Source organism: Paenibacillus sp. FSL H8-0537 (assembly GCF_038051995.1).
Lineage (GTDB): Bacteria > Bacillota > Bacilli > Paenibacillales > Paenibacillaceae > Pristimantibacillus.
The window spans coordinates 5,090,235-5,115,296 of record NZ_CP150290.1 but is presented as its reverse complement, the minus strand read 5'-3'; the positions used below and the strand labels follow the sequence as shown (position 1 = coordinate 5,115,296).

The window sequence follows — 25,062 nt, the reverse complement described above, 5'->3', positions numbered from 1 at the left end:
GAGAATGAAAATGGCGATTAAGCTTAGCATTTTAGACCAAAGCCCTGTTTTTCCTGGCAGCACGCCGGCAGAGGCTTTTCAAAATACACTCACACTGGTGAAAAAGGCGGAGCAGCTCGGCTACAACCGCTTCTGGGTATCCGAGCATCATGATTCGGCGCAAGTTGCCGGCTCCTCGCCTGAGGTGCTGATTTCGTTTTTGCTTGCTCAAACAAAAAGTATTCGCATTGGCTCAGGCGGTATTATGCTCCAGCATTATAGCCCTTATAAAGTAGCGGAAAACTTTAATTTGCTGGCGACACTTGCTCCAGGCCGTGTCGATCTAGGAATCGGCCGCGCGCCGGGCGGGCTGCCGCGTTCCACGCAGGCTTTGCAGAAAGGCATTTCACAGGAGCAGTCGCTGCAGGATAAGCTGGTGGAATTAGAGCATTTTGTGAAAAATACGCTGCCCGCGGAGCATGAGCTGGCTGGGCTGCAGGCTTCCCCTGTGCCAGAGCAGCCAGCCGAAATCTATGTGCTTGGTGCCAGTGTAGCCAGTGCGAAGCTGGCAGCTGAAGCCGGTTACCCGTATGTGTTTGCCCAATTTATTAACAGTGATGCAGCTATCGCGGAAGAGGCGCTGACCGCTTATCATGCGGAGTTCCGCTCGGATAAAGGCAAGCAGCCGCAGGCGATTTTGGCGCTGTCGCTCATTGCCGCTAATACCGATGAGGAGGCAGCACTGCTGGCCTCTGATCATAAAAACGTTAAAATTCATTTGGAAAATGGCAAGACGCTAACGGTCGGAACCGTCGAACAGGCGGAAGAATTCGGCAGACAATCGGGCCAGCCTTATAGGGTTGAAGTGAAGGAAGCCGAAATTACGAAAGGCTCGAAGGAGACCGTTCGGAGGCGGCTGCTGGAATGGCAGGAGAAGCATCACGTCAATGAGTTTATTATAACGACGGCGGTTAAGGATTTTGAAGCTAGAATTCATTCCTATGAGCTGCTATCGGAAGCTTTCGCTGAGCTTGCTGTAGAAAGCTAGAAGGTTTAAAGTGGACTGTGAAAGGCAAGTAGTAGGGCAGGCAGCATGAATAGGCTGGAGCGAAAGCACGATGCGGGGGAGGACTTGGCATGGCGGATACACAGGCGGCGGAGAGGACGCAGCAGCTAGGCGCAAAGCTGATTGAAATACGGCGCCAGCTGCACCAGCATCCCGAATTATCAAATGAAGAGTTCGCCACGACGAAGGCGATTCAAGGCTGGCTTACGGAAGCGGGCATTCGCATCGTCGATTATGGGCTGAAAACGGGTGTAGTCGCCGAAGTAGGCGGCAAACGCAGCGGGCCTGTTCTGGCTTTGCGGGCCGATATTGATGCACTGCCGATCCAAGAGGAGACGGGGCTGCCTTATGCATCGCAAGTGGCGGGAAAAATGCATGCTTGCGGGCATGATTATCATACCGCTTCGCTCATCGGTGCAGCTTTGCTGCTCAAGCAGCGCGAGGAGACGCTGGCGGGAACGGTGCGCCTTATTTTTCAGCCTTCTGAGGAGAAGGCGACAGGCGCACAGGTGGTCATTGCAAGCGGCGCGCTTGAAGGTGTAGGGGCGATTTATGGCATTCATAATAAGCCGGATCTGCCCGTCGGGACGATTGGCATAAAGCCGGGACCGATAATGGCAGCAGCCGATGGTTTTGTTGTTGAGGTGACGGGCAAAGGCAGCCATGCGGCTGTGCCGGAAGCAAGCATTGATCCGATTGTGACGGCGGCGCATATTGTGACGGCGCTGCAATCGATCGTCAGCCGCAATGTCAGCCCGCTGCTGAGCGCGGTCGTTAGCGTGACGCGCATTCAAAGCGGAACCGCTTGGAATGTCATAGCGGAAAAGGCTGTCTTCGACGGGACGATTCGCACCTTTGATGAGCAGGTGAGGCAGCATGTGCTGGAACGTTTCAAGCAGGTGGTGGAAAATGTAGCAGCAGCGTTCGGCGCAACTGCGACGGTGCGCTGGATTAAAGGGCCGCCAGCGGTTCAAAATGACCCGGCTTTAGTAGAAGCAGCAGTCGCAGCAGCTCACGAAACGTTGCTGCAGGTCGTAGAGCCGCTTCCGTCTTCTGCCGGAGAGGATTTCGCTTTTTATCAGAAGCAAGTGCCGGGTTTGTTTTTTTTCATGGGAACAGCGGGCCCGCAGGAATGGCATCATCCGGCTTTCGATATCGATGAGCAGGCGCTGCCGCTGACCGCTGCTTATTTCGCCAATCTGGCCAGCCTTTATTTGGAGCCGTTCGGTGAAACGAATAAGCAATAAACGAAGCGAATAAGGTGAAACGGCCGTCGCCGGCCTTAGTCGGCGCGGCGCGTTTCAGTCCGAGAAATATAGGCTGGTTATAAGAATGAAACTTATAAATTCCTATATTTTAACAAAAGGGCTCCTAGACGTCATCTTATAGATGAAGCGCTCAAGGCTCTTTTTATTCTATAATTCCGATAAAAATCATGCGAAAGGTGTGTATAGTGTGGCGAATATCAAAGTTGAAGTTCGGGATGCGGTAGCGGAAGACCGCGAGGCGATTTTGCGCATCGTCGTAGCTGCTTATTCGCAGTACGAGGCTGTTATGTCACCCGATCGCTGGGCCGATTATAAGGCTTCTATTATTGAATCGGTTGATAAGGAAGGACCCCAGGCGCGCATAGTTGCGGAGGTGAATGGGGAGATCGTCGGCAGTGTGCTGCTGTTCACTTCGTCGACTACCGCCTATGGGCGTCCAGAGCTGCAAATCGATTCACCGATTATTCGCTTGCTTGGGGTAGCGCCAGAGGCCCGCGGGCTTGGCGTGGCGACAGAGCTGATCAAGGAAAGCATTCGCCGTTCGCTCGCGCTTGGGGCTTCCACGCTGCATCTGCACACCTCTGATTTAATGGCGTCTGCCATTAAGCTTTATGAGCGGCTTGGCTTTGAACGGGCAACGGATAAGGAAATGTACAATGGCGATGTTTTGGTGAAATGCTACAAGCTGCAGCTTCAGGAAACGGCATTATTGTCTTAATAAACATTCGGAGGAGGAATTGGTTATGGCTAAGCGGAAAAAAATCAAATTTGGTGCGATTGTTCATGGGGTTGGCGGTCATGTTGGGGCTTGGAGACATAAGGATGCCGTGACGGATGCCAGCGTTAATTTTGAATTTTACAAGCAGCAGGCGCAGAAGGCTGAGGCGGGCAAATTCGATCTTGTATTTATTGCAGATGGGCTCTACATTACCGAGCATTCGCTGCCTCATTTCTTGAATCGCTTTGAGCCGCTGACTATCCTTTCCGCGCTGGCGGCGGTTACTTCGAAGATCGGCTTGGTTGGCACGCTGTCGACGTCCTACAGCGAGCCGTTCACCGTAGCCCGGCAGTTTGCTTCGCTCGATCATATTAGCGGCGGGCGCGGCGGCTGGAATGTCGTCACGTCACCACTTGAAGGCTCGGCGAAAAACTACAGCAAGGCGGATCATCCAACGCATCCGCAGCGCTACCGCATTGCCGAGGAATATTTGGAGGTAACGCGCGGGCTTTGGGATTCATGGGAAGATGATGCTTTTGTGCGGGATAAGGAATCGGGCGTGTTTTTTGACCCGGAGAAGCTGCATCGTTTGAATCATAAAGGCGAGTTTTTCTCCGTGCAGGGGCCGCTCAATATTGCCCGCTCGAAGCAGGGTCAGCCGGTTGTTTTCCAAGCGGGCTCCTCGGAGGATGGACGCAACTTGGCAGCGAAAAGTGCCGATGCGGTATTTACGGGGCATGAGTCCTTGGAGGAAGCGAAAGCTTTCTATCTCGATGTGAAAAATAGAGCGGCAGCGTATGGCCGGTCAGCAGATGAAATTGGCATTTTCCCAGGCATTTCTCCCATTATCGGACATACGCAGGAAGAAGCAGACCGCAAATACGAGGAGCTGGCGAGCCTCGTGTCTATTGATAAGGCGCTGCAATTTTTGGGCCGCTTCTTCGAGCATTTCGACTTCTCGCAGTTTCCGCTCGATGAGCCATTCCCGGACATTGGCGATCTCGGCAGCAACAGCTTCCGCAGCGGCACGGACAAAATCAAGAGCAAAGCTCGGGAGCATGGCTTAACGCTGCGCCAGGTCGCGCTAAGCGTAGCGACACCGCGCACCGACTTTATCGGTACGCCGGAGAAAATCGCTGACTTAATTCAGCAGTGGCATGAGGAAGAGGGTGCCGACGGCTTCATTATTCATTCTTCTGTGCCGAAGGGGCTGGATGACTTCGTCGATCTAGTTGTGCCGATTTTGCAGGAGCGCGGCATCTACCGGACAGAGTATGAGCATGATACGCTCCGCGGCAATTTGGAGCTGCCGATTCCTGAGAATCGCTATGCCGCAAAAGCGCTAAGCAAAGCTTAAAACAGCATTTCTGAGCTATTGATCGAACAAAAAAGAATAGTAATCGCGTTTGTATCATACACGGGTACCGGCATTCTGGACATTTTTTAGAAATGTTCACTGCACGGGCCCGTGTATTTGCTGTTTGCATACATATGCCATGCAAAGGGCGCCTTGCAAAAAACGGAAATAGTGATAAAATAATAGCGTTTACAATAGGGGCGTTAAAGCCATATTGGGGAGGCAAAGCATGTCCAGATTATTTCAGACTAATACAATTCGAAAAGTAAGAGACCTCGGCGGTATGTGGGATTTTGTCACGGTTCCGGATGGAGAAATTCAGCTGGAATCGCTTCAATATCGATATAGGCTGGCGGTTCCGGGCTGCTGGGAGACGCATCCGGAGCTGCTGACATACAGTGGCAGAGGTGTTTACCGCACCAAAGTGACCTTGGAGAAACGGACGTCGCTTCGTCTTATTTTTAAAGGCGTGAGCCATACAGCCAATGTGTTTTTTGATGGAAAGCCGGTTGCCCGCCATTATAATGCGTATACGGCATTCGATGCCGTCATTCGCGATGTTGAAGCGGGTACACATGAGCTTGCCGTGCTCGTGGATAATTCTTTTAGCGAAGCATCGTCGCTTCACGTCCCTAACGACTATTATACATACGGCGGAATTATTCGTCCTGTCATGCTGGAGGAAATTCAGGAGCTGTTTGTTGAGCGCATATCTTTCACCCCTTTGAAAAATTTAACTTCAGAAACAGAAACAGAAACAGAATCGGAAGCAGGACAGCAAAGTGCTGGCAGCTGGCAGGCAGAGATTCGCGCTTGTGTGCGCTATCCAGCGCTATCGAAGAAGCATACGCAGGTGCAGTTGGATACTAGGCTGACGGCGACGATTGCAGGGCAGACGCTGGAGCTTGGCAGCGTGAGCTTGCAGCCGGGAGAGACGGCGAGTGTAGGCGGCATTTTCAGCATGGATCAGGTGCAGTCTTGGTCGCAGGAAAATCCGGCTTTGTATTTACTGCAGGTTTTGGTGCAAATCGAAGGCCAAGCGGCTCCCGTCGATGATTTGGTGGAGCGCGTAGGCTTCCGAACGGTTACAACGGAGCGTGGACGCATTCAATTGAACGGCGAGGATATCGTGCTGCAAGGTTTTAATCGGCATGAGGATCATCCGCTGACAGGTTCAGCTTTACCGCTGCCGCTTATGGCACACGATTTACAGTTGATGCTGGATATGGGCGCAAGCGCGGTGAGAACTAGCCATTATCCGAATGATGAGCGTTTTCTCGATTTATGCGATGAGCACGGTGTGCTGGTATGGGAAGAAAATCATGCCCGCGGCTTGTCAATTGAGCAAATGCGCAATCCAAATTTTATTTGGCAGTGCGAGCAGGTTAATCGCGAGATGGTGGAGCAGCATTTTAATCATCCCTCGATTGTCATTTGGGCGATTTTGAATGAATGCGCCAGCGATTTGGAGGAAGGGCGCGTTCACTACAAGCGGCAGCTGGAGCAAATTCGGGCAATGGACAGCAGCAGGCCGCTAACGTTTGCTTCCCATCACCGCGAGAAGGAAATTTGCTTTGACCTTGCCGACATCGTGTCCTGTAATTTGTACCCGGGCTGGTATGGCGATGAAGATCCAGGCGAGCTATGCGATGCGGCGCGAGGCTGGGCCGATGCCGCAGGCGGTGCGGGCAAGCCGATGATTATGAGCGAGTTTGGCGGCGACGGCCATTACGGCTTGCGCGACCCGAACCGGGTACGCGGCACAGAGGAGCGCCAGGCAGATATTATTGAAGCGAATTTGCAGGCGTACACGTCGAGGGAGTACATGTCCGGCATGTTCATCTGGCAGTTTTGCGATTGCCGGGTAACCGAAGGCACAGGCTGGCTGCTCGCCCGCGCCGGAACGCAGAACAGCAAAGGCATTGTGGACCGCTATCGCAGGCCGAAGCTGGCTTATGAAGTGGTGAAGAAATATTTTCGAGGCAAAGCTCGGTTGTAGGGAAATTTGGACTTGTAAATGAAAGGGATTTAGCACAAGGGTGGAGTAGTCTGGCTAAATATATTAAGCATAGAAGCGATGGGATTAACGGCGTGCTGCCGTTTGCTCCATCGTTTTTTTATGTGATTAGGCGTGTGTGCAAATGTAAGCGAGCCAGAAGCTGATCCATTTTAGCATCTAATATCTTCCCGCCGCAGTCTCACAACCGACTCCGGTTTACTCCCTGCACGATGATGGACTTGGCGGACACAGCAGCCGCTATTTCAATAGGATCACGGGTTATGGCACCGGCTGCGGACTGAGGAGCAGCTAATGCACCGCCTGATTCCATTTTTAGGGAATAATGAGGGAGATAGCGGATTTCCTGTCCGCTTACGGCCTGAAATCGGAGTAAAACCAAGAATAACGGAACCTCAGTCCGCCAAAAAAAAGGGAGCGTTCCCGAGCTGCGGGGTCTCATCCATAGTGGTTTCAGTAACAGTGATCTGAGCAACGCACCTATGCGGTTGCCCCCAGCCTTAACTCGTTAGATAAGATTTACCTCGACTAAGATAAGAACAAATCGCTTTCTACTGGGACGTGGCATCATGACGCTGCTCCTTTTGTTCGTTAAAGTGCAGCAAATGATAGGTGGGAGGGGAGTGGGAGATTCAAGCCTATAGTAAAATTGGCGCGGCGATGAATGTGAGTGTAAGGGCAGGGCTGCTCTAGCGCTCAGGCCTACAGCTGCTGCAAATCCTTCATCAACCACTCGTCTGATCCATCGCGCGATAAAAACCATACATGAGTAAACCGGCCTTGCGGCTTATAAATGAGCTCCTTGGCACGCAAAATGTCGGACATGCCGAAGGCGGGGGAAGCATTTCGAATGATTAAGGCAATTGGATACGCGGTCGCGTAATTGTTTATTTTCATTTCCTTCGTCTGGATGCGTTTGTTCAGCTCAGCAATCAGCATTTCGACTACCTCTTGATTAAGATTGCGTAATTGGGAGCGGCCTAGCAGCCTTTTCGCCTCTTCGGAATCATAGAACAGATGAGTAATTTCAACGCCAATGATGTGATGATTCCGATGCTGAAGCACGGCATCCGGGCGTTCACGCTGATAGAGCAGCCGGAGCCTATTGGCATAATTTTGGTTGTAGAGACGGATGAAAATGCGGACAGCTGTGCGTTCTAGATCTCTTTTTTCCTGATAGCCCTGCAACGGAATTCCCCTATCTGCGTACCTTTCCGAGCTGCTAGCCTTCCTTCGGATCGGTTAAATTTGTGTGCATGATTAACGAATATCCCCTAAAGCCAATAAGCAATGATAGCTGCAAGCCCTGCTAGCGTGCATAATACGCCACCTAGTCTTGTAGATAAAAGATATAGGCTTGACGCCTCTGTACCGTCATTTGATTTCCAGCTCTCGGTCAGTGCCCATACGAAAGCAGGTCGCACCACCAACAATACTCCAATGCAGATTAGTAAAATCCCAATAAAAAGCATGAGCTCGCTCCTCTTTTAACGATGAGTATAGATCTATAATAACATGATCGATGACCATAACTGTAATCGTTTAGTGAAAAAAGCCTGCTCCCTCCGCGTTCGGATGGGGAACAGGCTTATAGGTTTTAAGTTGTGCTTTATGAAGCAGCTCGCTGTTACAGATAAACGGCTTTGCCCGTGCGTGCGGACTCATAAATGGCTTCCAAAATTTGCGAAACGACATACGCTTGCTCTGGTGTTACAACCGGATCAGTGTCGTCCTCAATTGCTTTCAGCCACATTCTCATTTCCAGATCGGAGTCGCGGCCGGAATCTGCGCCATCGAAGAAAGCGACGCCGCCGGATTTCAGCTCAATGTCCGTCGTGTAAAGACGGCTATGATTTTCGCCATTGATCCGCAGGCCGCCTTTCATATCAGCTCCGCCTTCTGTACCGGACAGCGAGCATTTTGCTTCGTCAATATCCAGTGTGTTCAGTGCCCAGCTGGACTCAAGGGAAATCGTAGCGCCATTTTCCATAACGATCATGCCGAAAGCGGAATCTTCAACGGTAAACTTGGCAGGGTCCCAAGGGCCCCAAGCGTTGGCTGCATTTTCACGCTGCGACAGCTTGTGGTAGGCCGTTCCAAGTACAACCTTTGGCTTATAGTTGTCCATCATCCACAATGTCAGATCCAGCGCGTGAGTACCGATATCGATTAGCGGGCCGCCGCCTTGTTTTTCTTCATCAAGGAATACGCCCCATGTTGGTACGGCGCGGCGACGAATCGCATGTGCTTTCGCGTAATACACTTCGCCCAGCTCGCCATTAGCACAAATTTTCTTCAGCTGCTGGCTGTCTGGACGGAAACGGTTGTTGTAGCCGATCGTCAGTTTTTTGCCCGTACGGCGTGCCGTTTCCATCATAAGCTTCGCATCTGCTGCTGTTTTCGCCATTGGCTTCTCGCACATGACATGCTTGCCAGCTTCCAGCGCAGCAATCGCGATGACCGCATGGGAATCATTCGGCGTACAGACGTGAACGATTTCAATAGATTCGTCCTTCAAAAGCTCAGTATAGTCGGTGTAAACGCGAGCGCCTTCCGCACCATACTTCGCTGCAGCCTCCTGTGCGCGATGCTCCTCGATGTCGCAGAAAGCGACGATTTGTGCGCTTTTAATCGTGCTAAGGCTCGGCAAATGCTTGCCATTAGCGATACCGCCACAGCCGATAATCGCAATACGATGAGTTGTAGACATAATAAAATCCTCCTCTAATTTTGGTTTGCAGCGCTTCCGCTCATGCTTTAAGAAGTTGTTAAATAGGTGAGCGGAGTGAAAGGTTTGGATTTGAGAAGCGACAGCGCTCGCATTTGCTAGTGTATTTCCACCGCTGAAGCGGTCTAATCAAAGAAATCCAATAGTAACAGCGATCGAAAACCAAATCTTTCACGCAGCGATTTTCATTTTAAAATCCTCTTATGCAAACGGGGAAGGTAAAAAGATATCGACTTCCTTTTTCGTCTGAGCAGAACGGATAATGCCGTCGATAACCGCTTGATTGCGAACGATTTGGCTGCCAGGAATAGGGGCCGGTCTGCCGTCGCGCACCGCTTCGGCAAAATCCCACACCTTGGCGTGAAACAGATCGGTTTGGTGCTGAATAACCGGAATCGGGCTTTCCGTATGATGTCCTTGTACATCATGGAACATCGTGATGGAGCCTACACTGCCATCGAATACGCCGCTCCAAGGGCCTGAGCCGGAAGGCGTAACCTTGAGTCCGGCATTGGTACCGAGGAATAGGGCGGCGCCGAGCGAGTCCATATGCATCGCCCAAGAAATTTTGAAATTGAGCACAATATCGCCTTCGAAACGAATCATCGCCACGCCGAAATCCTCAACGTCAAACTTGTCTGCTTCCTTATGATACAGCGGGTTCGTGCCAAAATGGTTAGACGTAAACGCTGATACCGTGAGCGGCTTCGGATAACCAAGCGCATTCATCGCCATGTCGAGCGAGTAGCAGCCAATGTCGGCCATGGCACCAGCTCCGGCAATGTCCTTGCGGATAAAGGTTCCGCCCGGCATGCCGCGGCGGCGTCCGCCTCCCGTTTCTACATAATACACTTTGCCTAGCTCGCCAGACGAGATGAGATCACGAATGATCGCCATATTCGGGTCATAACGCGGCTGGAAGCCGATGTTGAGCATATAGCCTGTTTTGAGCGCTGTTTCCGCCATCGTTACCGCTTCTTCAAGCGTGACCGACATTGGCTTTTCCAGCATGACATGCTTGCCTGTATTTAGCGCATCGACCGTCGTTTGGTAGTGGGCAACATTCGGCGTACAGATGCTGACGCCATCAAGCTCTGTATCGAGCAATTGGCGATAGTCGTCATAGGCTGTCGCCTGGGGCAGCTCCCAATGCTCAATAAATTGCTGGGCGCGGCCTGGAATAATATCGGCTACAGCTGCAACTTCTACACCGAGCATCTGCTTATACGCTCTGGCATGGGCGCCTGCGATGCCGCCGCTGCCGATAATTCCGATTTTTAGCGTCTTGGACATTGCGATTATCATCCTTTACTACATGATGGACATCTGCTGCGCGCGGTATTCAGAAGGGGTCATATCAAAACGTTTGCGAAACACCGCATGCAAATAGTTGGCATTGGCAAAGCCCGTTTGCTGAGCGATTTTTTCAATCGACTGCGTGCTTTCCGCAAGCGCATGGCATACCGCCTTGAGGCGCATGTTTTCAAGTGTTGCACTGAAGGACTGGCCATCCCCGGCTTCCTTGAACACCCGCTGAATATGCCGCGAGCTTAAATTCAGCTTGTCGGCTACATCCTCAAGCGTGACCTCGCCGGAGTAGTTGGCCTGTATATATTCCATAGCGAGACGATAGCGGTAAGCCTTCATATCCCGTGTGGGCCAGTGGGCCTGTTCCGGCTCCTTCACCGTGTCATAAGCACGCACTGCCCGCAGCAAGATTTGAATGACATTTTGTCTGATCGTCGTATAACTGCCTGTATAATGCCTTGAGCAAGCTTCATAAGCTTCCAAAAACAAAGGCATAGCCTGATGCACATCTTCTGCTGGAAACAGAGGCAGCGTGCGCAGCTTGCTGATGCAATCATCTGCCTCTGCCACTTCCCAGTCATCCGCTTCCGTAGCAGGGGAGGAGCCGGGCAACAATCTGCGATCGATAATATCGACATGCAGGCACAGCTCATCCATAATGTCATCCGGACTTGCCTCCTGATAATGAAGCACATCAGGTCCCGTCAAATAAAACATGCCCTCGTTCAGCGCATACGGCATATCGACCAGAATAACAGTCCCCTTGCCCTGCGGTATAAAATGAAACTCAAACTCGGCATGCTTGTGAAAGTTGACGATTTTACCGGGAAGAAACTGGGTCAGGTGAAAACGGAGCACATGAATATCGTAATATCCCCAGCGGATGCGAAGATCAAGCCTCTCAAGCGCATCCTGGCGCTCACGCATCACTTCATATGGAAAAGACTGCAATCGCGCCAAACCTCCCTTCAAGCCGTTATTGCTGAAAAATAATTCAGTAGTCTATTATTGCGCCAACTCATCGATACGAATCGATTTGCCTTCGCGCACGGAACGGTTCGCCGCTTCAACCAGCTTCGTTAATTCAACAGCAAGCTGTACATTTTCCTCAGCCTTCGTATCGTTAACAATATGATCGGCGAATTGGTTGAAAGCGCCTGGTCGCGAGTTTGGAAGCACCTGCTCCTGCCACTGCTTCGCAGCGTCTTCACCGTTCAAGTTCGTCCGCAGCAATAAGCGGTCATCCGGTGTGCCGTACATCAATGTGCCTTGCGTGCCGTGAATTTCGATCGTGAAAGGCGAGAACGCGTTGACGAAGCCCGCTTCAACGATGCCGACAGCGCCTGATGCTGTTTTAAGCAGTACGACCGCGTTATCTTCTACTTCTTTTCCTGTTACATAGCCATATTGCGCAGATGCTTCAACAGGCTGCTCACCGAGGAACAGGCGAGTCAAATACATCGGGTGGCAGCCCAGATCGATCAAGGCGCCGCCGCCACATTGCTCCAAATTGTAGAAATGCTCCGGCAGCCAGTTTTTCGTAGCGCCATCATGCGACAATCTAACCCGAACAAGTGTTACTTTGCCAAGCAGGCCTTGTGCCAAAATGTCCTGAATCGCCAGCGTGTAGCCCGCGTTCAGCCTTGGAAGGGAAACGGTAAGCTTCACATTATTCGCGGATACCGCTTCGATGACTTCATTCACTTCTTTAAGCGTAGGAGCGATAACTTTTTCCGTGAAAATATGCTTGCCCGCACGAGCTGCCGCAATAATAACGTCGCGGTGGATGTTGGACGGAGCGTCTACGATAACGGCGTCAATGTCGCTTGCGAGCATCTCGTCCAAGTTGCTGTAGAAGGGAACGCCTAGCTTGTCAGCAGCCGCTTGGCCGCGCTCTGGAAGCTCATCCCATACCGCTGTAATTTCTGTACCCGGATGCGCCTGCGCTTCCTTCGTATAATCCCAAGCATGTACATGCCAGTAGCTAATTTTACCAATTTTAATCATTTCATCACTTCTCCCAACCTAGTATACAAAATTGAGACATCACAGTAAATTTATCATAGGGATTTTAATTTTATTAGTCTAATTAAGTGACTTTGTATGTATAAGATTACGACGTTATTTTGTTGAATGGCTAGAATGGTAATTAAAAGAGAGAGGGTGGTCGTGCTCCAGAAGTAATTCAGTGATGATTTATCATTAGAATGGGGATTATTGCTATGGTAGAATAATATTTGAATGATTAAGGAAGAAATTTGGGAGGAGTATTTTTAGAGAATGAGTGAGAGCGAAAATTGGTTTAAAAAAATGTTAGCTTTTTTGAAAGTGAAAAAAGTTGTCTCTGCTAAAAAAGTCCTTTTTACTTTACTGAGTATAACAGTATCATATGCAGTGCTCTTAAGCATTCGTACTGGATTTAGTTCTGTTTTAAATACAAACCCTACAAGTTATGTAAAACAGCTTTTTGTTATCATGTATGTAGGAGTTTGGTTCGCAATTTTATATTGGGAAATTGTAAGTGAGTTTAAATTACATATATTTAAAATAATTCGGCAAAGTTTACTCCCGGCAGGGCTAGCTTCTATTGTATTGGATTATAGTTTTAATGATCAAAATCGGATGTTTTCAGGTGGTTTTTGGTCTGATTTATATGATGCGAATCTATTTGTAATCTTATTGTATTCAATTTTTTTATTAATTCGGAAGGCATACTCTTTAAGAAAAGAGAAAAAACGGAAGGAACGACAGCAGGAACAACAGCAGGAACAACAGCAGGAACAACAGCAGGAACAACAGCAGGAACAACAGCAGGAACAACAGCAGGAACAACAGCAGGAACTACCACCAACTGCTGAAGTGTCTAATTTTTCTTTTTATACCAGCCCTTCACTAGGAGTTGGTGGAGTCGATCGTCTTGGGCGCGAGAAGTTCGCGAATGATTTGACTAAAATATTAATAGACCGTACTCGTATTCCTACAAAACATGCTTTAACGATTGGTTTGTATGGGGCATGGGGTTCAGGGAAATCCTCAATATTTGATTTGGTCGAAGAAAAGATTAAAAATCAAGATGAACAGAATACTGCAGGCCAGATTGAAATCATTCGTTTCCATCCGTGGTATATGGGGAAAGACCAGAATAATATTATTCCCGAATTTTTAAAGAAATTACTATCACATATAGAAAATCGTAAGCCAGCACAAGAACTTATTAATCAATTGAAGAAATATTTGAAATATATGACTTCTATTAGTGTTAGACCACCTGGTCTTATTGTGAACTTGAAAGAAATTAAGAGTAATTCCGAGTTTTCAAAAGATTTTGAAGATGCTCAGGGATTACGAGAACAAATTATTGGTTTATTGAATTCAGAAAAAATACCACTAGTCGTGTTTATAGATGAGATTGATAGATTGGATAATAAGGAAATTCAAATGATTTTTAAATTAGTCCGACTCATCGGAGATTTTCCTAATATAACTTATATTATCGCAATGGATGAGAAGAATGTAGCAAAATCTCTTTCTCAGCTATATTCAAAAGATTATGATTTAAAAGTAGGCCTAGAATATTTAGAAAAGTTCATTCATGTGCCACTCTATCTACCAAAGGTAGAACCTAACCTGCTATCAGCATATTTTAGAACAGCAATGTTAGAGATTATACAAAATCACGAGGTTGAAGTTGACATTGATTATTTAGATTATATTTATAATGAGTTTAAATTCACCCCAAGAAATATAGACAGACTAGCTAATATTTTTATGGTTTATTTATCAATATTAAAAAGCGAAACGAACGTGAATGATCTCATTACTTTACTAGCTATCAAAATTGATAATTCAGAATTATTTGAGTTTATTTATAGTCATTCAAGCCTTTTCCTTAGTCGAAAAGAAGATAATTCAGAATATAATGAACAAAGGGAGATATTAGAGGAGCAGTTTCCAAGCTATATCCCTCTGTTAAAAAAGCTATTTCCACAGTTTAATTCTGTGACTATTCATAGCCTTGAAAAGAATAGGATCAAAAGTATTTGTTTTATAGAACATTTTCATACTTATTTTTTATATCTGGTTCCCTCCACAAATGTTTCAAATAAGCAACTTCAAGGATTTTATTCTGCTTTGAAACAGAGTGAGGAATTAGGGACGATTGAGTACCATAAAATCGTAAACAAATCTAATTATAACCATTTCTATGTCCAGATAAGGCTAGACTTAAAGCAAAAAGAAGGATTGCGAAATATTAAGTTATTATCTTTCATGTTGCAATTGCATCAAGATTTTCCTCAAGTTTCAAAGCCAGTGAGTACATTTATAATAGAATTAATTCGTATGTTGTTAGTTGAAGATAACAATAATCAGAAAGTTTTTGAAACTCTGTCTTTTCATAAGGATAAACTGTTAATAGCTACAGAAATATATGACAATTCACTAGAAAACTTGGTCCAGAAAAAAGTCATGAGCTATTTAGTTTCACAAGTGGACCCGTCTGACTGGATGAAATATGAAATTGATGATGCTAAGAAAATATATAGAGTATTGAGAAGATTAGACGAAAAAGAACCTATAAGAAAGTGGATTGCTGATTGGGCTGAATTTAATGATATACGGGAGCTAATTAAATTATTAGGTGAAATTTCGTTTGAAAATAAAAATGAGATGTTAATTAAATATGCTGGAATCTTAAGTCTATTTCCTATTCAATATATTGAAAGAAATCTACTATCCAAGTTAAATATAGAGACTAAAGAAGAAGTATCTGCTGCATTAGCGAGAGGAGATTTTTCTGAACAGGAAATAATGTTTTCATATGCACATAACGTGTGCTATCAATATGCGAAAGAAGAATTGGAACTTAAAGATGGTGATCTTTGGAAGAGTGCCTTTTTACATGCCATCGATATTTTAATTCAATATGGAGATCAGGGGAGAGTAGAACCAATTAAAGAAAAGAGGCACAATATTTTGTCTAACTAAGCTCTGAAAAAAACGAGATAGCATCAACTCAACCTATGACTGGAGTTGATGCTTTTTTTTGCAAAATTTAATTACTACAAATGCTTGCGATAATCCCGCGGCGAGAGACGCGTTATTTTTTTGAACGTTTTGCCGAAGTGGGAGAAGTTGTCGAAGCCGGTGGCGGCGGCAATTTCCGTGATCGACTGATCGGTTTCGCGCAGCAGGCGCTGGGCTTCCTTGATGCGGGTAATGGTCAAGTAGGTGGAGAAGGAGAAGCCGGTAATTTCCTTAAAGATGCGGCTTAAATAATACGAGCTGATATAAAACTGCTCGGCTATGGAGCTCAGCCTAATTTCTTCGCTGAAGTGGTGGTTAATGTAACGCACGATTTCGGTAATTTTCGCATGCATCGGTGTAGCATGGGAAAGCGGGACGAATTCGTGCTTTTGCAAATAACGGGCCGCATGCAGCAGCAGCTCGGTAATTGCGATTGGCGGATACAGCTCATAGCCGGGAGGGCGCTGTTGAATTTCCTCCAGCAGTCTGCGAATGAGCTGCTCCATGACAAGCTGCTCCTGACGTGGCAGCCGCAGCACATGAATATGCTGCTCAAACGGCGACAAGATCAGCTCGCGAAGCTCGGGAGCAAACGATTCAGGAAAATGGTGATCGAAGTGGATAATGACCCGTTCATGCGAGGCTTCGCCAGCGTACAGCGTTTTATGAACGACTTGGCGGGAGATGAAGATCAGATCGCCCTGCTCCACCGGATAAGAACGGTCATGGACGAAATAAATCCGCTTTCCGCTGAGCAAATAATAAATTTCATAATAGTCATGAAAATGATCATTTGGCATCGTGAACGGCTCGGAGCGCTTCACATATTCAATATATAAATTCGCTAAGCTTCCATAATGAAAGGAAGCTGGTGTTTTTTCAATCATAGCCTTCAAAGCTCCTTTCGTATAAATCACAAAATATGCGGCATATTTTGTGATTTAAGCACTATATGAGGAGAATTATAACACTTATATGCGATAAAATGAAAGCGTATTAAACGAACAAGGTGAAACGGCTGTCGCCGTCCTCTGGCGGCGCAGCGCGTTTCACTACGAGAAATATAAGTCCATTTATAAGCGCAAAACTTATAAATTCTTATATTTCAAAAAAATCAGACAAAGGGTGAGCCGCAATGACACAAAAGAAAAAGTACGTATTGGTAGGAACGGGAGGAAGAGCTGAGTTTTTCTACGCTGCAATTGCAACCGATTTCAGAGATACGTCGGAGCTGCTTGCATTTTGTGATACGAACCAAACGAGACTTGACCACGCCAATAAGCGTTTAACCGATAAATATGATTATCATGCTGTAAACACATATAAGGCGGAGCAGTTCGACGAAATGATTGCGAAGGAAAAGCCGGATTCCGTCATCGTAACGAGCGTTGACCGTACGCATCATACGTACATCATTCGCGCTATGGAGCTGGGCTGCGACGTCATTACTGAGAAGCCGATGACCGTGGACGAGAAGAAGTGCCAGGAAATTCTTGATGCCGTAGAACGTACAGGGAAAAATGTTCGTGTAACATTCAACTATCGCTATGCGCCGCATCATACGAAGGCGAGAGAGCTGATTGAGACAGGCACGATCGGCAAAGTCAATTCGGTGCATTTTGAATGGCTGCTCAATACGCAGCATGGCGCGGATTACTTCCGTCGTTGGCACCGCAATAAAAATAACAGCGGCGGCCTGCTCGTCCATAAATCGACGCATCACTTCGATTTGGTCAACTTCTGGATCGGCTCGCAGCCGGATACCGTCTTTGCCTTCGGCGACCTGCTGTTCTATGGTAAGGAAAATGCCGAAGAGCGCGGCGAAACGAAGTTTTACGATCGTGCGACGGGCCATCCGAATGCGACGGAAGATCCATTTGCGCTGCATATGGACAGCAATGAGAACCTTAAGGCGATGTATTTGGATGCCGAGCATGAAGACGGCTATCGCCGTGACCAAAGCGTATTCAGCGACGGCATTAATATCGAAGATACGATGGGCGTAATGGTTCGCTACAAAAACAATGCGATTCTGACTTATTCGCTTAATGCTTATCTGCCATGGGAAGGCTACCGCATTGCGTTCAACGGCACGAAGGGCCGGATCGAGATGGAAATTGTCGAGCAATCCTATGTTAATTCCGGCGGTGAAAAATCGCAAGAGGGCGCGCTGAAAGGCAAGCGCATCATCGTGTACCCAATGTTTGGCGCTCCTTACAATGTGGAAGTAGAAGAAGGAATTGGCGGCCACGGTGGCGGCGATCCGGTACTGCTTAACGATATTTTTGGCACACCTGTAGAGGATAAGTTCAACCGCGCGGCGAATCATGTAGACGGTGCCCGTTCGATTTTGACAGGAATCGCTGCCAATAAATCGATTCAGACGGGAATGGCTGTAAAGGTGGATGAATTAGTTAAATTCAGGAGGGACTAACTTGGCTAAGTTTCTGGACGACAATTTTTTGCTGGCAAATGAAACGGCACGGGATTTGTACCATAATTATGCAAAGGACATGCCGATTATCGATTATCATTGCCATTTGAGCCCGCAGCAAATTTACGACAACATCAGCTTCTCGAATTTGACGGAGGCCTGGCTGTATGGGGATCATTACAAATGGCGGGCGATGCGTGCGAACGGCATTGAAGAAAAATATGTAACGGGTGGCGAAGGCGTCAGTGATTATGACCGCTTCCTGGCTTTTGCAAGGACGGTTCCGCAGGCGATTGGCAATCCGCTTTACCATTGGTCGCATTTGGAACTGCAGCGCTTCTTCGGCGTTGATGAGATTATTAATGAACGCAACGCTCCGGTTATTTGGGAAAAAGTAAATGCGAAGCTGGCGGGCGAGGGCTTCAAAGCGCGCGATCTTATCGTGAATTCCAAGGTTGAGGTCGTCTGCACGACGGATGATCCTGCGGATTCGCTGGAGTATCATTTGAAAATTAAAGAGCTGCAAGACTTTCCGGTTGCGGTGCTGCCTTCATTCCGTCCAGATAAAGCGCTGGAAATTAATCGGGCTGGATTCCTTGAATGGATCGCGAAGCTTGCGCAGGCCGCAGGCCAAAAGCTGGATAGCTATGAGGCGCTGTTAGCTGCGCTGGAAGCAAGAGTTTCCTTTTTCCACGAGGTGGGCTGCCGCGTTTCGGATCATGCCCTTGATTATGTGCCTTACGGAGAGACGACGAAGGATGAGGCAGCGGAGATTTTCGCTAGCGCACTTGCTGGAAACCGCGTAAGCCTTGAGGATGAGAAAAAATACAAAACGTATACGCTCGTCTTCCTCGGAAAGCTGTATGCGAAGCATGACTGGGCGATGCAATTGCATATTAATGCAGCGCGCAGCAACAATACGGCGATGTTTAATCGCCTTGGACCGGACACGGGCTATGATTCCATCGGTGACAGCCCGCTTGCGTATCCGCTCGTTAAGCTGCTTGATGAGCTGGCGAAGGATGAGGCGCTGCCGCGCACGATTTTATATTCGCTTAATGCAATGGACAATGAAGTGCTTGGCTCGATTATAGGCAGCTTCCAAGGCGACGGCATCCCGGGCAAAATCCAGCTGGGCTCCGCTTGGTGGTTCAATGATACGCGGGACGGCATGGTCGTGCAAATGAAGGCGCTTGCGAACTTTGGTCTGCTGAGCCGTTTTGTAGGCATGCTGACGGATTCGCGCAGCTTCCTGTCATATACGCGGCATGAGTATTTCCGCCGGATTTTGTGCAATTTGCTCGGCGAGTGGGTGGAGAACGGCGAGGTGCCGGATGACCGCGAGCTGCTGGGCGATATTGTCCGCAACATCAGCTACTACAATGCGAAAAGCTATTTTAAATTTTAATCATTATATTTAGCCGCAACGGCGTGGTGGAATCTTCGAAAGATTCCACCACGCCGATTTTTTATTGCAGCTAGGCGTTAGCCGTTTCTTTCTGCGCCATTTTTAATCCAAGCTTGCTCATTCCGCGCTCCAGCAGCTTGAACATGTCGTCCGTTTCTGCTTCGGTTACCGTGAGTGCTGGTGTAATCCGAACCGTGGAAGCATTAAGCGCATTGATGATCAATCCATCCTCCATGCAGCATGCTGCAAGCTGTGGCGCTATGCCTTCTGCGACGGTGAAGGCGAGCAGCAGGCCTTTGCCGCGAATATCGGTGATTGCATACTCATGAGATAGCTCGACCAGCTTCTCCGACATCAAATCACCCATCAGCTTTGCATTGGTGGACAAATCCAGACGAATAATCTCCTCTACGACCGCCTGGCCTGCTGCCATCGCAAGAGGTCCACCCGTATACGTTCCTCCTTGATCACCAGGCTCGAAAATATCGTATTGCTTCATCGTTAGCGTCGCGGATAACGGAAATCCGCCGCCAATTCCTTTCGCCAGCGTCATGACGTCTGGTTTAATGCCATAGTGCTCGTGGGCAAAAAGTTTTCCTGTCCGGCCAATACCGGTCTGAACCTCATCGAAAATAAGCAAAATGCCATAAACATCGCATGCCTTGCGCAGCGCCTGCAAGTAAGGGGCATCTACCGAATGGACGCCGCCTTCCCCTTGGACGAGCTCCAGCATAATGGCACAGGTACGGTCGCTAATCGCAGCGAAGCACGCATCAAAATCATTGATGGGTACATGCTTGAAGCCTGGAACCTTAGGGGCATAAAGGCTTTCCCAATGCGCTTTGCCCGTTGCGGACATCATGGCGAGCGTTCTCCCGTGAAAGCTGTTCGTCAGTGTAATGATTTCATAAGCACCATTCAAATTTAGGGCGCCATGCTTGCGGGCGAGTTTAATCGCGGTTTCGTTCGCTTCGGCGCCGCTGCTGGTGAAATAGGCTTTATCAAAGCCGGACACGCTTGTCAGCAGCTCCGCGAACTCAACCATTGGTTTATTAAAGAAAGCAGGGCTTGCATGCACGAGCTGTCCCGCTTGCTTGGCAATCGCCTCCTGCAGAACTTTGGGCGAATGCCCCAAGCTGGTGACCGCCCAGCCGCTGCTGAAATCGAGGTATTTTTTACCCTCCGTATCCCATAAGTACATGCCATCCCCGCGCTCCATAACGACCTCGGGTCTGTTCGCCGTGAACAGTACTGATTTTTTGGCCGCTGCCAGCAAGGCAGCTGTATCCTTGTTTTTCGAATTAAGCATCGTCTAACCTCCGTATAAGTCTCGTTATGTATAAATATACACTTAAATAAATAAAAATACAATACGCGACTGCGTATTTGCTGAGCCCTCCGCCGTGGCAGAACCTGAGCCAGCATGTCAGCCAAGGGCTTTATACCGAGCTGGATAAATATTTTAATAACGACGACTACCCTGGTCTGAAAGCTGCTTTCTCAGAGGAGTTTCTCGCCAGCAACAAAATAGACGGCCATATTTATGCCATTTCATATTTATCAGACCTATGACAAGTATGTTGCATTCAATACCTATGTCCAGAAGGATTCACTTAGCGAGAAGGATGCAATCGCGCTGTTCAAGGCGGGAAAAGCAGCGTCGTTTGAAGGCACAATTAATGATATTCCAAGTGTCAGACAGGAGCTGCAGAAGGCGGTTCCTAGTTCAGACGTTGAGCCTTTCGTTTACTTATCCTGCGCAGCAGACAAAAAGGCGGGCTGCATTCCTACGGATTATAAAGCATGGAACGATCTGGTCATTCCCATTACGGCACAGGACCCAGACCGCACGATGAAATTTATCGACTGGATTTTTGCCAGCCAAGAAAATCATGATCTGTTCGAGCTTGGCATCGAGGGAACCCACTGGAAAGCGGACGGCGAGAAGCAATACAGCCTGACAGATGGATCAACGAATTACATCTTCCCTAAATATGAATTGACTTGGAATCCGATTTTGTCCCGCGTTGGCTCAGATAATGATGCGCTTACGCTCGACTACTTGAACTATCAAGGCAGCAATGACAGCTATTTCCGTATCCCGCTCTCGGGCTTTACCTTCAATTCCGATTCGGTCAAAACAGAAATTGCCAAGGTGCAGCCGAAGTTTGACCAAGCGGTGCAAATTTTCAGGCATGGGCTCGACCCTAACTGGAAGCAATCCGCCGAGAAATTGAACAAGGAGCTTTGCGCACTCGGACTGGACACTATCCGTGAAGAGCTCAAGAAGCATATGCAGGCATATCTCGACAATGGCGGCATCTAAGCTAGAGCGGGAAAAAACGGGCGAAGGCTGACAGTCCCGCATAAAAAAATGAAAGGGCTGCATCGCCGCGCTTAAGCGCAGATGCAGCCCATTTTTAATGCCAGCCATAGCTACTATTTAGCTGTTGTTTTATTATAGACAGCAATTTTTCCGGTAATTTGCGCGGCAGCATGATCGAGTGCGGCTATCATTTGCTATAATAGCAAGGTGAAACGGCTGTCGCCGTCCTTTGGTGGCGCAGCGCGTTTCAGTCCGAGAAATATAGAGAAAGGATGGAGAAATCATACTTTCCTATATTTCAAGGTGAAACGGCTGTCGCCGTCCTTTGGCGGGTGAAAGATAAGCCGATGATAAATGCGAAGCTTATAAATGCTTATATATGCACAAATACGTGGTAGAGAGGATAGTGGTAGGATGAATAAGCAGCAAGCAGGAGAAGCTGGAGAGAACAAAAAACAGGCGAAGCGCCCGCTTATTATCGGGCATCGGGGAGCAGCGGGCGAAGCTCCGGAAAATACGCTCGCTTCCTTCCAATTAGCTGCCGATCAAGGCTGTGATATGGTCGAGCTGGACATTCATCTTTCAGCCGATGATAAGCTGGTCGTTTGCCATGATGCGACGCTGGACCGGACGACGACGCAGACCGGCCTGATTCGGAGCATGAATTATGAGGCGATTAGCAAGGCGGATGCGGGCAGCAAATTTGCCGAAGCGTTTCGCGGACAACGAGCGCCGCTGCTGGAGGAGGTTTATGCGCTGCTTCCCAAGCCTATTGAAATTAATGTGGAAGCGAAGGACTCCTATAATGGCGCGTTGGATGAAGCGCTGGACGTTTTTTTGCAGCAGCCCGGACGTATGGAGCGCACGGTTGTTTCCTCCTTCGATCATAAGCTGCTGGCACGGCTGAAGGCACGGATGCCGGAGCTGCGGATCGGTCTGCTTTATGGGGCGGCATTAATTGCGCCAGCGGCTTATGCCGGGCTGATGGGCTGCGAAGTATTTTCGCTGCATCCGCATTACAGCGGCATTGACGCCGAGGATACGGCAGAAGCGGCTAAGGCGAAAATCGCGGTTTATCCTTATACCGTCAATGAAGAGCAAGATTTTCTATCCTTGATAGATAGGCAGGTTGACGGCATTATTACGGATTTTCCCGGTCGATTAAAGCAGCTGCTTGATAAGCAAGGTGGAAATTAGAGATTCCTATTGTGGTAGAATAAGGATACCTATGAGGGGAAGAGGTGGCGCATGATGGAGGAGAACAAGGAGAGAGAGCTGGATGAAATTAAGCTGCGGCTGGAGAAGCTGGAGCAAGAGCACGGAAAGCGGCAAGGCTTGCCTGGCGGACTGAAATTCGCCATCGGTTTTGTTGTTGTCTTGTTATTAATGCTGATGTCCATTGGCATCGTTCAATTTGTTTCGGCAGCATAATAATAGCAGGTTGAATACACAGCGGGAGGGCCGTGCAATTATGATTTTGGAGGTTGCTATTTTACAGGTTAAGGCGGGACTCGCAGATTCGTTCGAGGCCAGCTTCAAGGAAGCTTCACACATTATTTCCAGCATGAAAGGCTACGTGCATCATGAGCTGCAGCGCTGCCTGGAAGGGCAAAATAAATACCTGTTACTCGTGAAATGGGAGACGCTGGAGGATCATACCGAGGGCTTCCGCGGTTCCGCGGAATATGAGGAGTGGAAGCGGCTGCTGCATCATTATTATGATCCGTTTCCGGTCGTGGAGCATTACACGAGCATCGAGCTGTAGGATGAGCAAGCTATTATTTATTTGCAGCCGGAACAAATGGCGCAGCTTGACGGCTGAAACGGTGCTGAACGGTGTTGATGGACATGAGGTGCTTTCTGCCGGAACGGAGCCGCAGGCTAGAGTGCGAGTGACCGAAGGCCACATCGGCTGGGCTGATGTTATTTTTGTCATGGAGAAAAAGCATTTGCGCCGTATGCAGGAGAAGTTTCCACATGCGTTAAGCGAGAAGCGGGTCATTTGCCTCCACATTCCCGATGAATACGAATATATGAATGCAGACCTTATACAACTGCTGCAAGCTGCCGTTATAGAATATATGCCTATTTAATAATGGCATAAAAGGAAAAATAATTAATAAATAGCGGTAGTATTCCAGTATGTTGTTCAAACGCTTGCGTATGCTGCTGATGGTTGCGCTACTTGCGGCAATCGCAGTGAAGCCGCTGGAGACAGCATTAGGCTGACGCTAAAGCCAAGCGAGCTTGTGAAGCTGGAGGCGACGGCAATCGAGCAGGACAAAATTCCTGATGTCGGTACGGCTACCAAGTCTTTCAAGGCTTCAACGGTGGCGGCGAGCAAGAAGCATACGCTAGATGTGGAGGTCGTGGAAAACAGAGGCCGATACTCCGGCAACGTCGCTAAATGGAAGTTCGTTTTTAAGGTGGAGAAGTCGTAAGCAAGGAATGGTTGAGGAAGAGGAAGAGGAAGAGGTAGACGTAGAAGGCGGGGCTTTGGGGCTCCGCCGTTTTTCTTGGCTGTAAGAGTATACTAGAGTCGGCATGCTGCACCTTGCTTAACTCTTATTCGAGGCTAATGGCAACGAACAATTCAAGGCTCAGGAAGCCGCCGTATGCGATTGCTGCTGGGACGATACAGCTAGCTGCACCACTAGTGTTAACCCCTCCTTTTTTGGTGGACTGAGGCTCCGCTATTGCGGCTATTGGGCCGATTTAAGGCCGTACGCGGACAGGAAATCCGTTATGGTCCTCCTCATCCCGTCAAAATGGTGATCGGCAGCACATTAGCTGCACCTGAGTCCGCAGACTGCGTCAAAACCCGTGATTTTGTTGGAATAGCGTCTGCTGTGTCCATCAAGCCTGTAATCGTATATAGATAGAAAAAATATCGGAGATCATTATAAATATGAATCTATAGAGGTGGCACTAAATGATGGACAATAGACATCCTAAATAGGTTACACGAAGCGCTGTGGAGGGGCTTGTAGAGAAAATCAAGCTGCCGTCCCCAGGTGAATTCACACAAGACTGGGAATATGAGGTTGCTGATTCCACTAGAGTCGGTGAATTCCTGCATGCATATGAAAACATGAACTTAAACCTCGAAGAAAAATTTGCTTTAATGCTTGTTATTGTTGAATCATATAACGATGCCATTTCGGGAAACAAGGCTGAGGAAAATATGGCCGAGCTCATAAAATATCATCTAATAAGGGATATAAATATTCATATAAATACCATTTATTATTGGGCGAAACTTGATGAGGATGATATTGAAAATGTTTTTGCGATAACGCCATTTATAAGGGGAATTGTTGCTATAATTAAAGAAACGTAGCTAAAGCAGCTGCTTCGAAAAATGGACGTTGCATTCCGCTCTCATTTCGTAAGCGATTGCCGTGCTGGACCAATAATTTCTTGCGAAT

Annotated in this window: 23 protein-coding genes; 15 read left to right on the top strand and 8 right to left on the bottom strand. The window is 48.1% G+C overall.

Annotated features, from left to right (window positions below):
• The first annotated feature begins 10 nt into the window (after positions 1 to 10).
• The 5 genes from MHB80_RS21570 (at position 11) to MHB80_RS21550 (ending at position 6,387) form a co-directional block, all read left to right on the top strand.
• The gene (locus tag MHB80_RS21570; protein WP_341278907.1) at positions 11 to 1,027 is read left to right on the top strand and encodes an LLM class flavin-dependent oxidoreductase; all 1,017 of its coding nucleotides are present in this window, start codon (positions 11 to 13) and stop codon (positions 1,025 to 1,027) included.
• A gap of 89 nt (positions 1,028 to 1,116) precedes the next feature.
• Entirely contained in the window at positions 1,117 to 2,292 is a 1,176-nt protein-coding gene (locus MHB80_RS21565; protein WP_341278906.1) for an amidohydrolase, read from the top strand.
• Between the two features lie 208 nt (positions 2,293 to 2,500).
• On the top strand, positions 2,501 to 3,031 hold the full coding sequence (locus MHB80_RS21560; RefSeq protein WP_341278905.1) for a GNAT family N-acetyltransferase: 531 nt from the start codon (positions 2,501 to 2,503) through the stop codon (positions 3,029 to 3,031).
• 25 nt (positions 3,032 to 3,056) lie between these two features.
• A complete protein-coding gene (locus tag MHB80_RS21555; protein ID WP_341278904.1) occupies positions 3,057 to 4,388 on the top strand; it encodes an LLM class flavin-dependent oxidoreductase in 1,332 nt (443 codons plus the stop codon).
• Between the two features lie 229 nt (positions 4,389 to 4,617).
• The gene (locus tag MHB80_RS21550) at positions 4,618 to 6,387 is read left to right on the top strand and encodes a glycoside hydrolase family 2 TIM barrel-domain containing protein (RefSeq protein WP_341278903.1); all 1,770 of its coding nucleotides are present in this window, start codon (positions 4,618 to 4,620) and stop codon (positions 6,385 to 6,387) included.
• A 720-nt stretch (positions 6,388 to 7,107) separates the two neighbouring features.
• On the opposite strand, the gene MHB80_RS21545 is transcribed toward MHB80_RS21550, so the two are convergent.
• The 6 genes from MHB80_RS21545 to MHB80_RS21520 all read right to left on the bottom strand — a co-directional run bounded on the left by MHB80_RS21545 (position 7,108) and on the right by MHB80_RS21520 (position 12,448).
• On the bottom strand, positions 7,108 to 7,593 hold the full coding sequence (locus MHB80_RS21545) for a hypothetical protein (RefSeq protein WP_341278902.1): 486 nt from the start codon (positions 7,591 to 7,593) through the stop codon (positions 7,108 to 7,110).
• Positions 7,594 to 7,679: 86 nt separating this feature from the next.
• Positions 7,680 to 7,877: a DUF6199 family natural product biosynthesis protein gene (locus MHB80_RS21540; protein WP_341278901.1), complete on the bottom strand. Its 198-nt coding sequence runs from the start codon at positions 7,875 to 7,877 to the stop codon at positions 7,680 to 7,682.
• 155 nt (positions 7,878 to 8,032) lie between these two features.
• Positions 8,033 to 9,115, bottom strand: coding sequence for a Gfo/Idh/MocA family oxidoreductase (locus tag MHB80_RS21535; protein WP_341278900.1), 1,083 nt, complete (start codon positions 9,113 to 9,115; stop codon positions 8,033 to 8,035).
• A gap of 219 nt (positions 9,116 to 9,334) precedes the next feature.
• Positions 9,335 to 10,426: a Gfo/Idh/MocA family oxidoreductase gene (locus MHB80_RS21530; RefSeq protein ID WP_341278899.1), complete on the bottom strand. Its 1,092-nt coding sequence runs from the start codon at positions 10,424 to 10,426 to the stop codon at positions 9,335 to 9,337.
• 18 nt (positions 10,427 to 10,444) lie between these two features.
• Positions 10,445 to 11,392: a helix-turn-helix domain-containing protein gene (locus MHB80_RS21525; protein ID WP_341278898.1), complete on the bottom strand. Its 948-nt coding sequence runs from the start codon at positions 11,390 to 11,392 to the stop codon at positions 10,445 to 10,447.
• A 54-nt stretch (positions 11,393 to 11,446) separates the two neighbouring features.
• Positions 11,447 to 12,448, bottom strand: coding sequence for a Gfo/Idh/MocA family oxidoreductase (locus tag MHB80_RS21520; RefSeq protein WP_341278897.1), 1,002 nt, complete (start codon positions 12,446 to 12,448; stop codon positions 11,447 to 11,449).
• A gap of 273 nt (positions 12,449 to 12,721) precedes the next feature.
• Between MHB80_RS21520 and MHB80_RS21515 the strand changes: the two genes are divergently transcribed.
• On the top strand, positions 12,722 to 15,427 hold the full coding sequence (locus tag MHB80_RS21515; RefSeq protein WP_341278896.1) for a P-loop NTPase fold protein: 2,706 nt from the start codon (positions 12,722 to 12,724) through the stop codon (positions 15,425 to 15,427).
• A 74-nt stretch (positions 15,428 to 15,501) separates the two neighbouring features.
• Here the strand turns inward: MHB80_RS21515 and MHB80_RS21510 are convergent, their stop codons facing one another.
• Positions 15,502 to 16,353 carry an AraC family transcriptional regulator gene (locus MHB80_RS21510; protein WP_341278895.1) on the bottom strand — a complete coding sequence of 284 codons (852 nt, stop codon included), beginning with the start codon at positions 16,351 to 16,353 and terminating at the stop codon, positions 15,502 to 15,504.
• Between the two features lie 248 nt (positions 16,354 to 16,601).
• Between MHB80_RS21510 and MHB80_RS21505 the strand changes: the two genes are divergently transcribed.
• Both MHB80_RS21505 and uxaC read left to right on the top strand, forming a co-directional pair.
• A complete protein-coding gene (locus tag MHB80_RS21505; RefSeq protein WP_341278894.1) occupies positions 16,602 to 17,900 on the top strand; it encodes a Gfo/Idh/MocA family oxidoreductase in 1,299 nt (432 codons plus the stop codon).
• A 1-nt stretch (position 17,901) separates the two neighbouring features.
• On the top strand, positions 17,902 to 19,308 hold the full coding sequence (gene uxaC, locus MHB80_RS21500; protein WP_341278893.1) for a glucuronate isomerase: 1,407 nt from the start codon (positions 17,902 to 17,904) through the stop codon (positions 19,306 to 19,308).
• A 70-nt stretch (positions 19,309 to 19,378) separates the two neighbouring features.
• Here the strand turns inward: uxaC and MHB80_RS21495 are convergent, their stop codons facing one another.
• Positions 19,379 to 20,617, bottom strand: coding sequence for an acetylornithine/succinylornithine family transaminase (locus MHB80_RS21495; RefSeq protein WP_341278892.1), 1,239 nt, complete (start codon positions 20,615 to 20,617; stop codon positions 19,379 to 19,381).
• 234 nt (positions 20,618 to 20,851) lie between these two features.
• On the opposite strand from MHB80_RS21495, the gene MHB80_RS21490 reads away from it, so the two are divergent.
• From MHB80_RS21490 to MHB80_RS21460, 7 genes are all read left to right on the top strand, one after another.
• Entirely contained in the window at positions 20,852 to 21,634 is a 783-nt protein-coding gene (locus tag MHB80_RS21490) for an ABC transporter substrate-binding protein (protein ID WP_341278891.1), read from the top strand.
• A 414-nt stretch (positions 21,635 to 22,048) separates the two neighbouring features.
• A complete protein-coding gene (locus MHB80_RS21485; RefSeq protein ID WP_341278890.1) occupies positions 22,049 to 22,831 on the top strand; it encodes a glycerophosphodiester phosphodiesterase family protein in 783 nt (260 codons plus the stop codon).
• Between the two features lie 51 nt (positions 22,832 to 22,882).
• Complete coding sequence (locus tag MHB80_RS21480) at positions 22,883 to 23,065, top strand: hypothetical protein (RefSeq protein ID WP_341278889.1); 183 nt, start codon at positions 22,883 to 22,885, stop codon at positions 23,063 to 23,065.
• 40 nt (positions 23,066 to 23,105) lie between these two features.
• Entirely contained in the window at positions 23,106 to 23,399 is a 294-nt protein-coding gene (locus MHB80_RS21475; RefSeq protein WP_341278888.1) for an antibiotic biosynthesis monooxygenase, read from the top strand.
• Between the two features lies 1 nt (position 23,400).
• Complete coding sequence (locus MHB80_RS21470) at positions 23,401 to 23,727, top strand: protein tyrosine phosphatase (protein ID WP_341278887.1); 327 nt, start codon at positions 23,401 to 23,403, stop codon at positions 23,725 to 23,727.
• Positions 23,728 to 23,883: 156 nt separating this feature from the next.
• On the top strand, positions 23,884 to 24,075 hold the full coding sequence (locus MHB80_RS21465) for a hypothetical protein (RefSeq protein WP_341278886.1): 192 nt from the start codon (positions 23,884 to 23,886) through the stop codon (positions 24,073 to 24,075).
• A 533-nt stretch (positions 24,076 to 24,608) separates the two neighbouring features.
• Positions 24,609 to 24,974 carry a hypothetical protein gene (locus MHB80_RS21460; protein WP_341278885.1) on the top strand — a complete coding sequence of 122 codons (366 nt, stop codon included), beginning with the start codon at positions 24,609 to 24,611 and terminating at the stop codon, positions 24,972 to 24,974.
• Positions 24,975 to 25,062 lie beyond the last annotated feature (88 nt).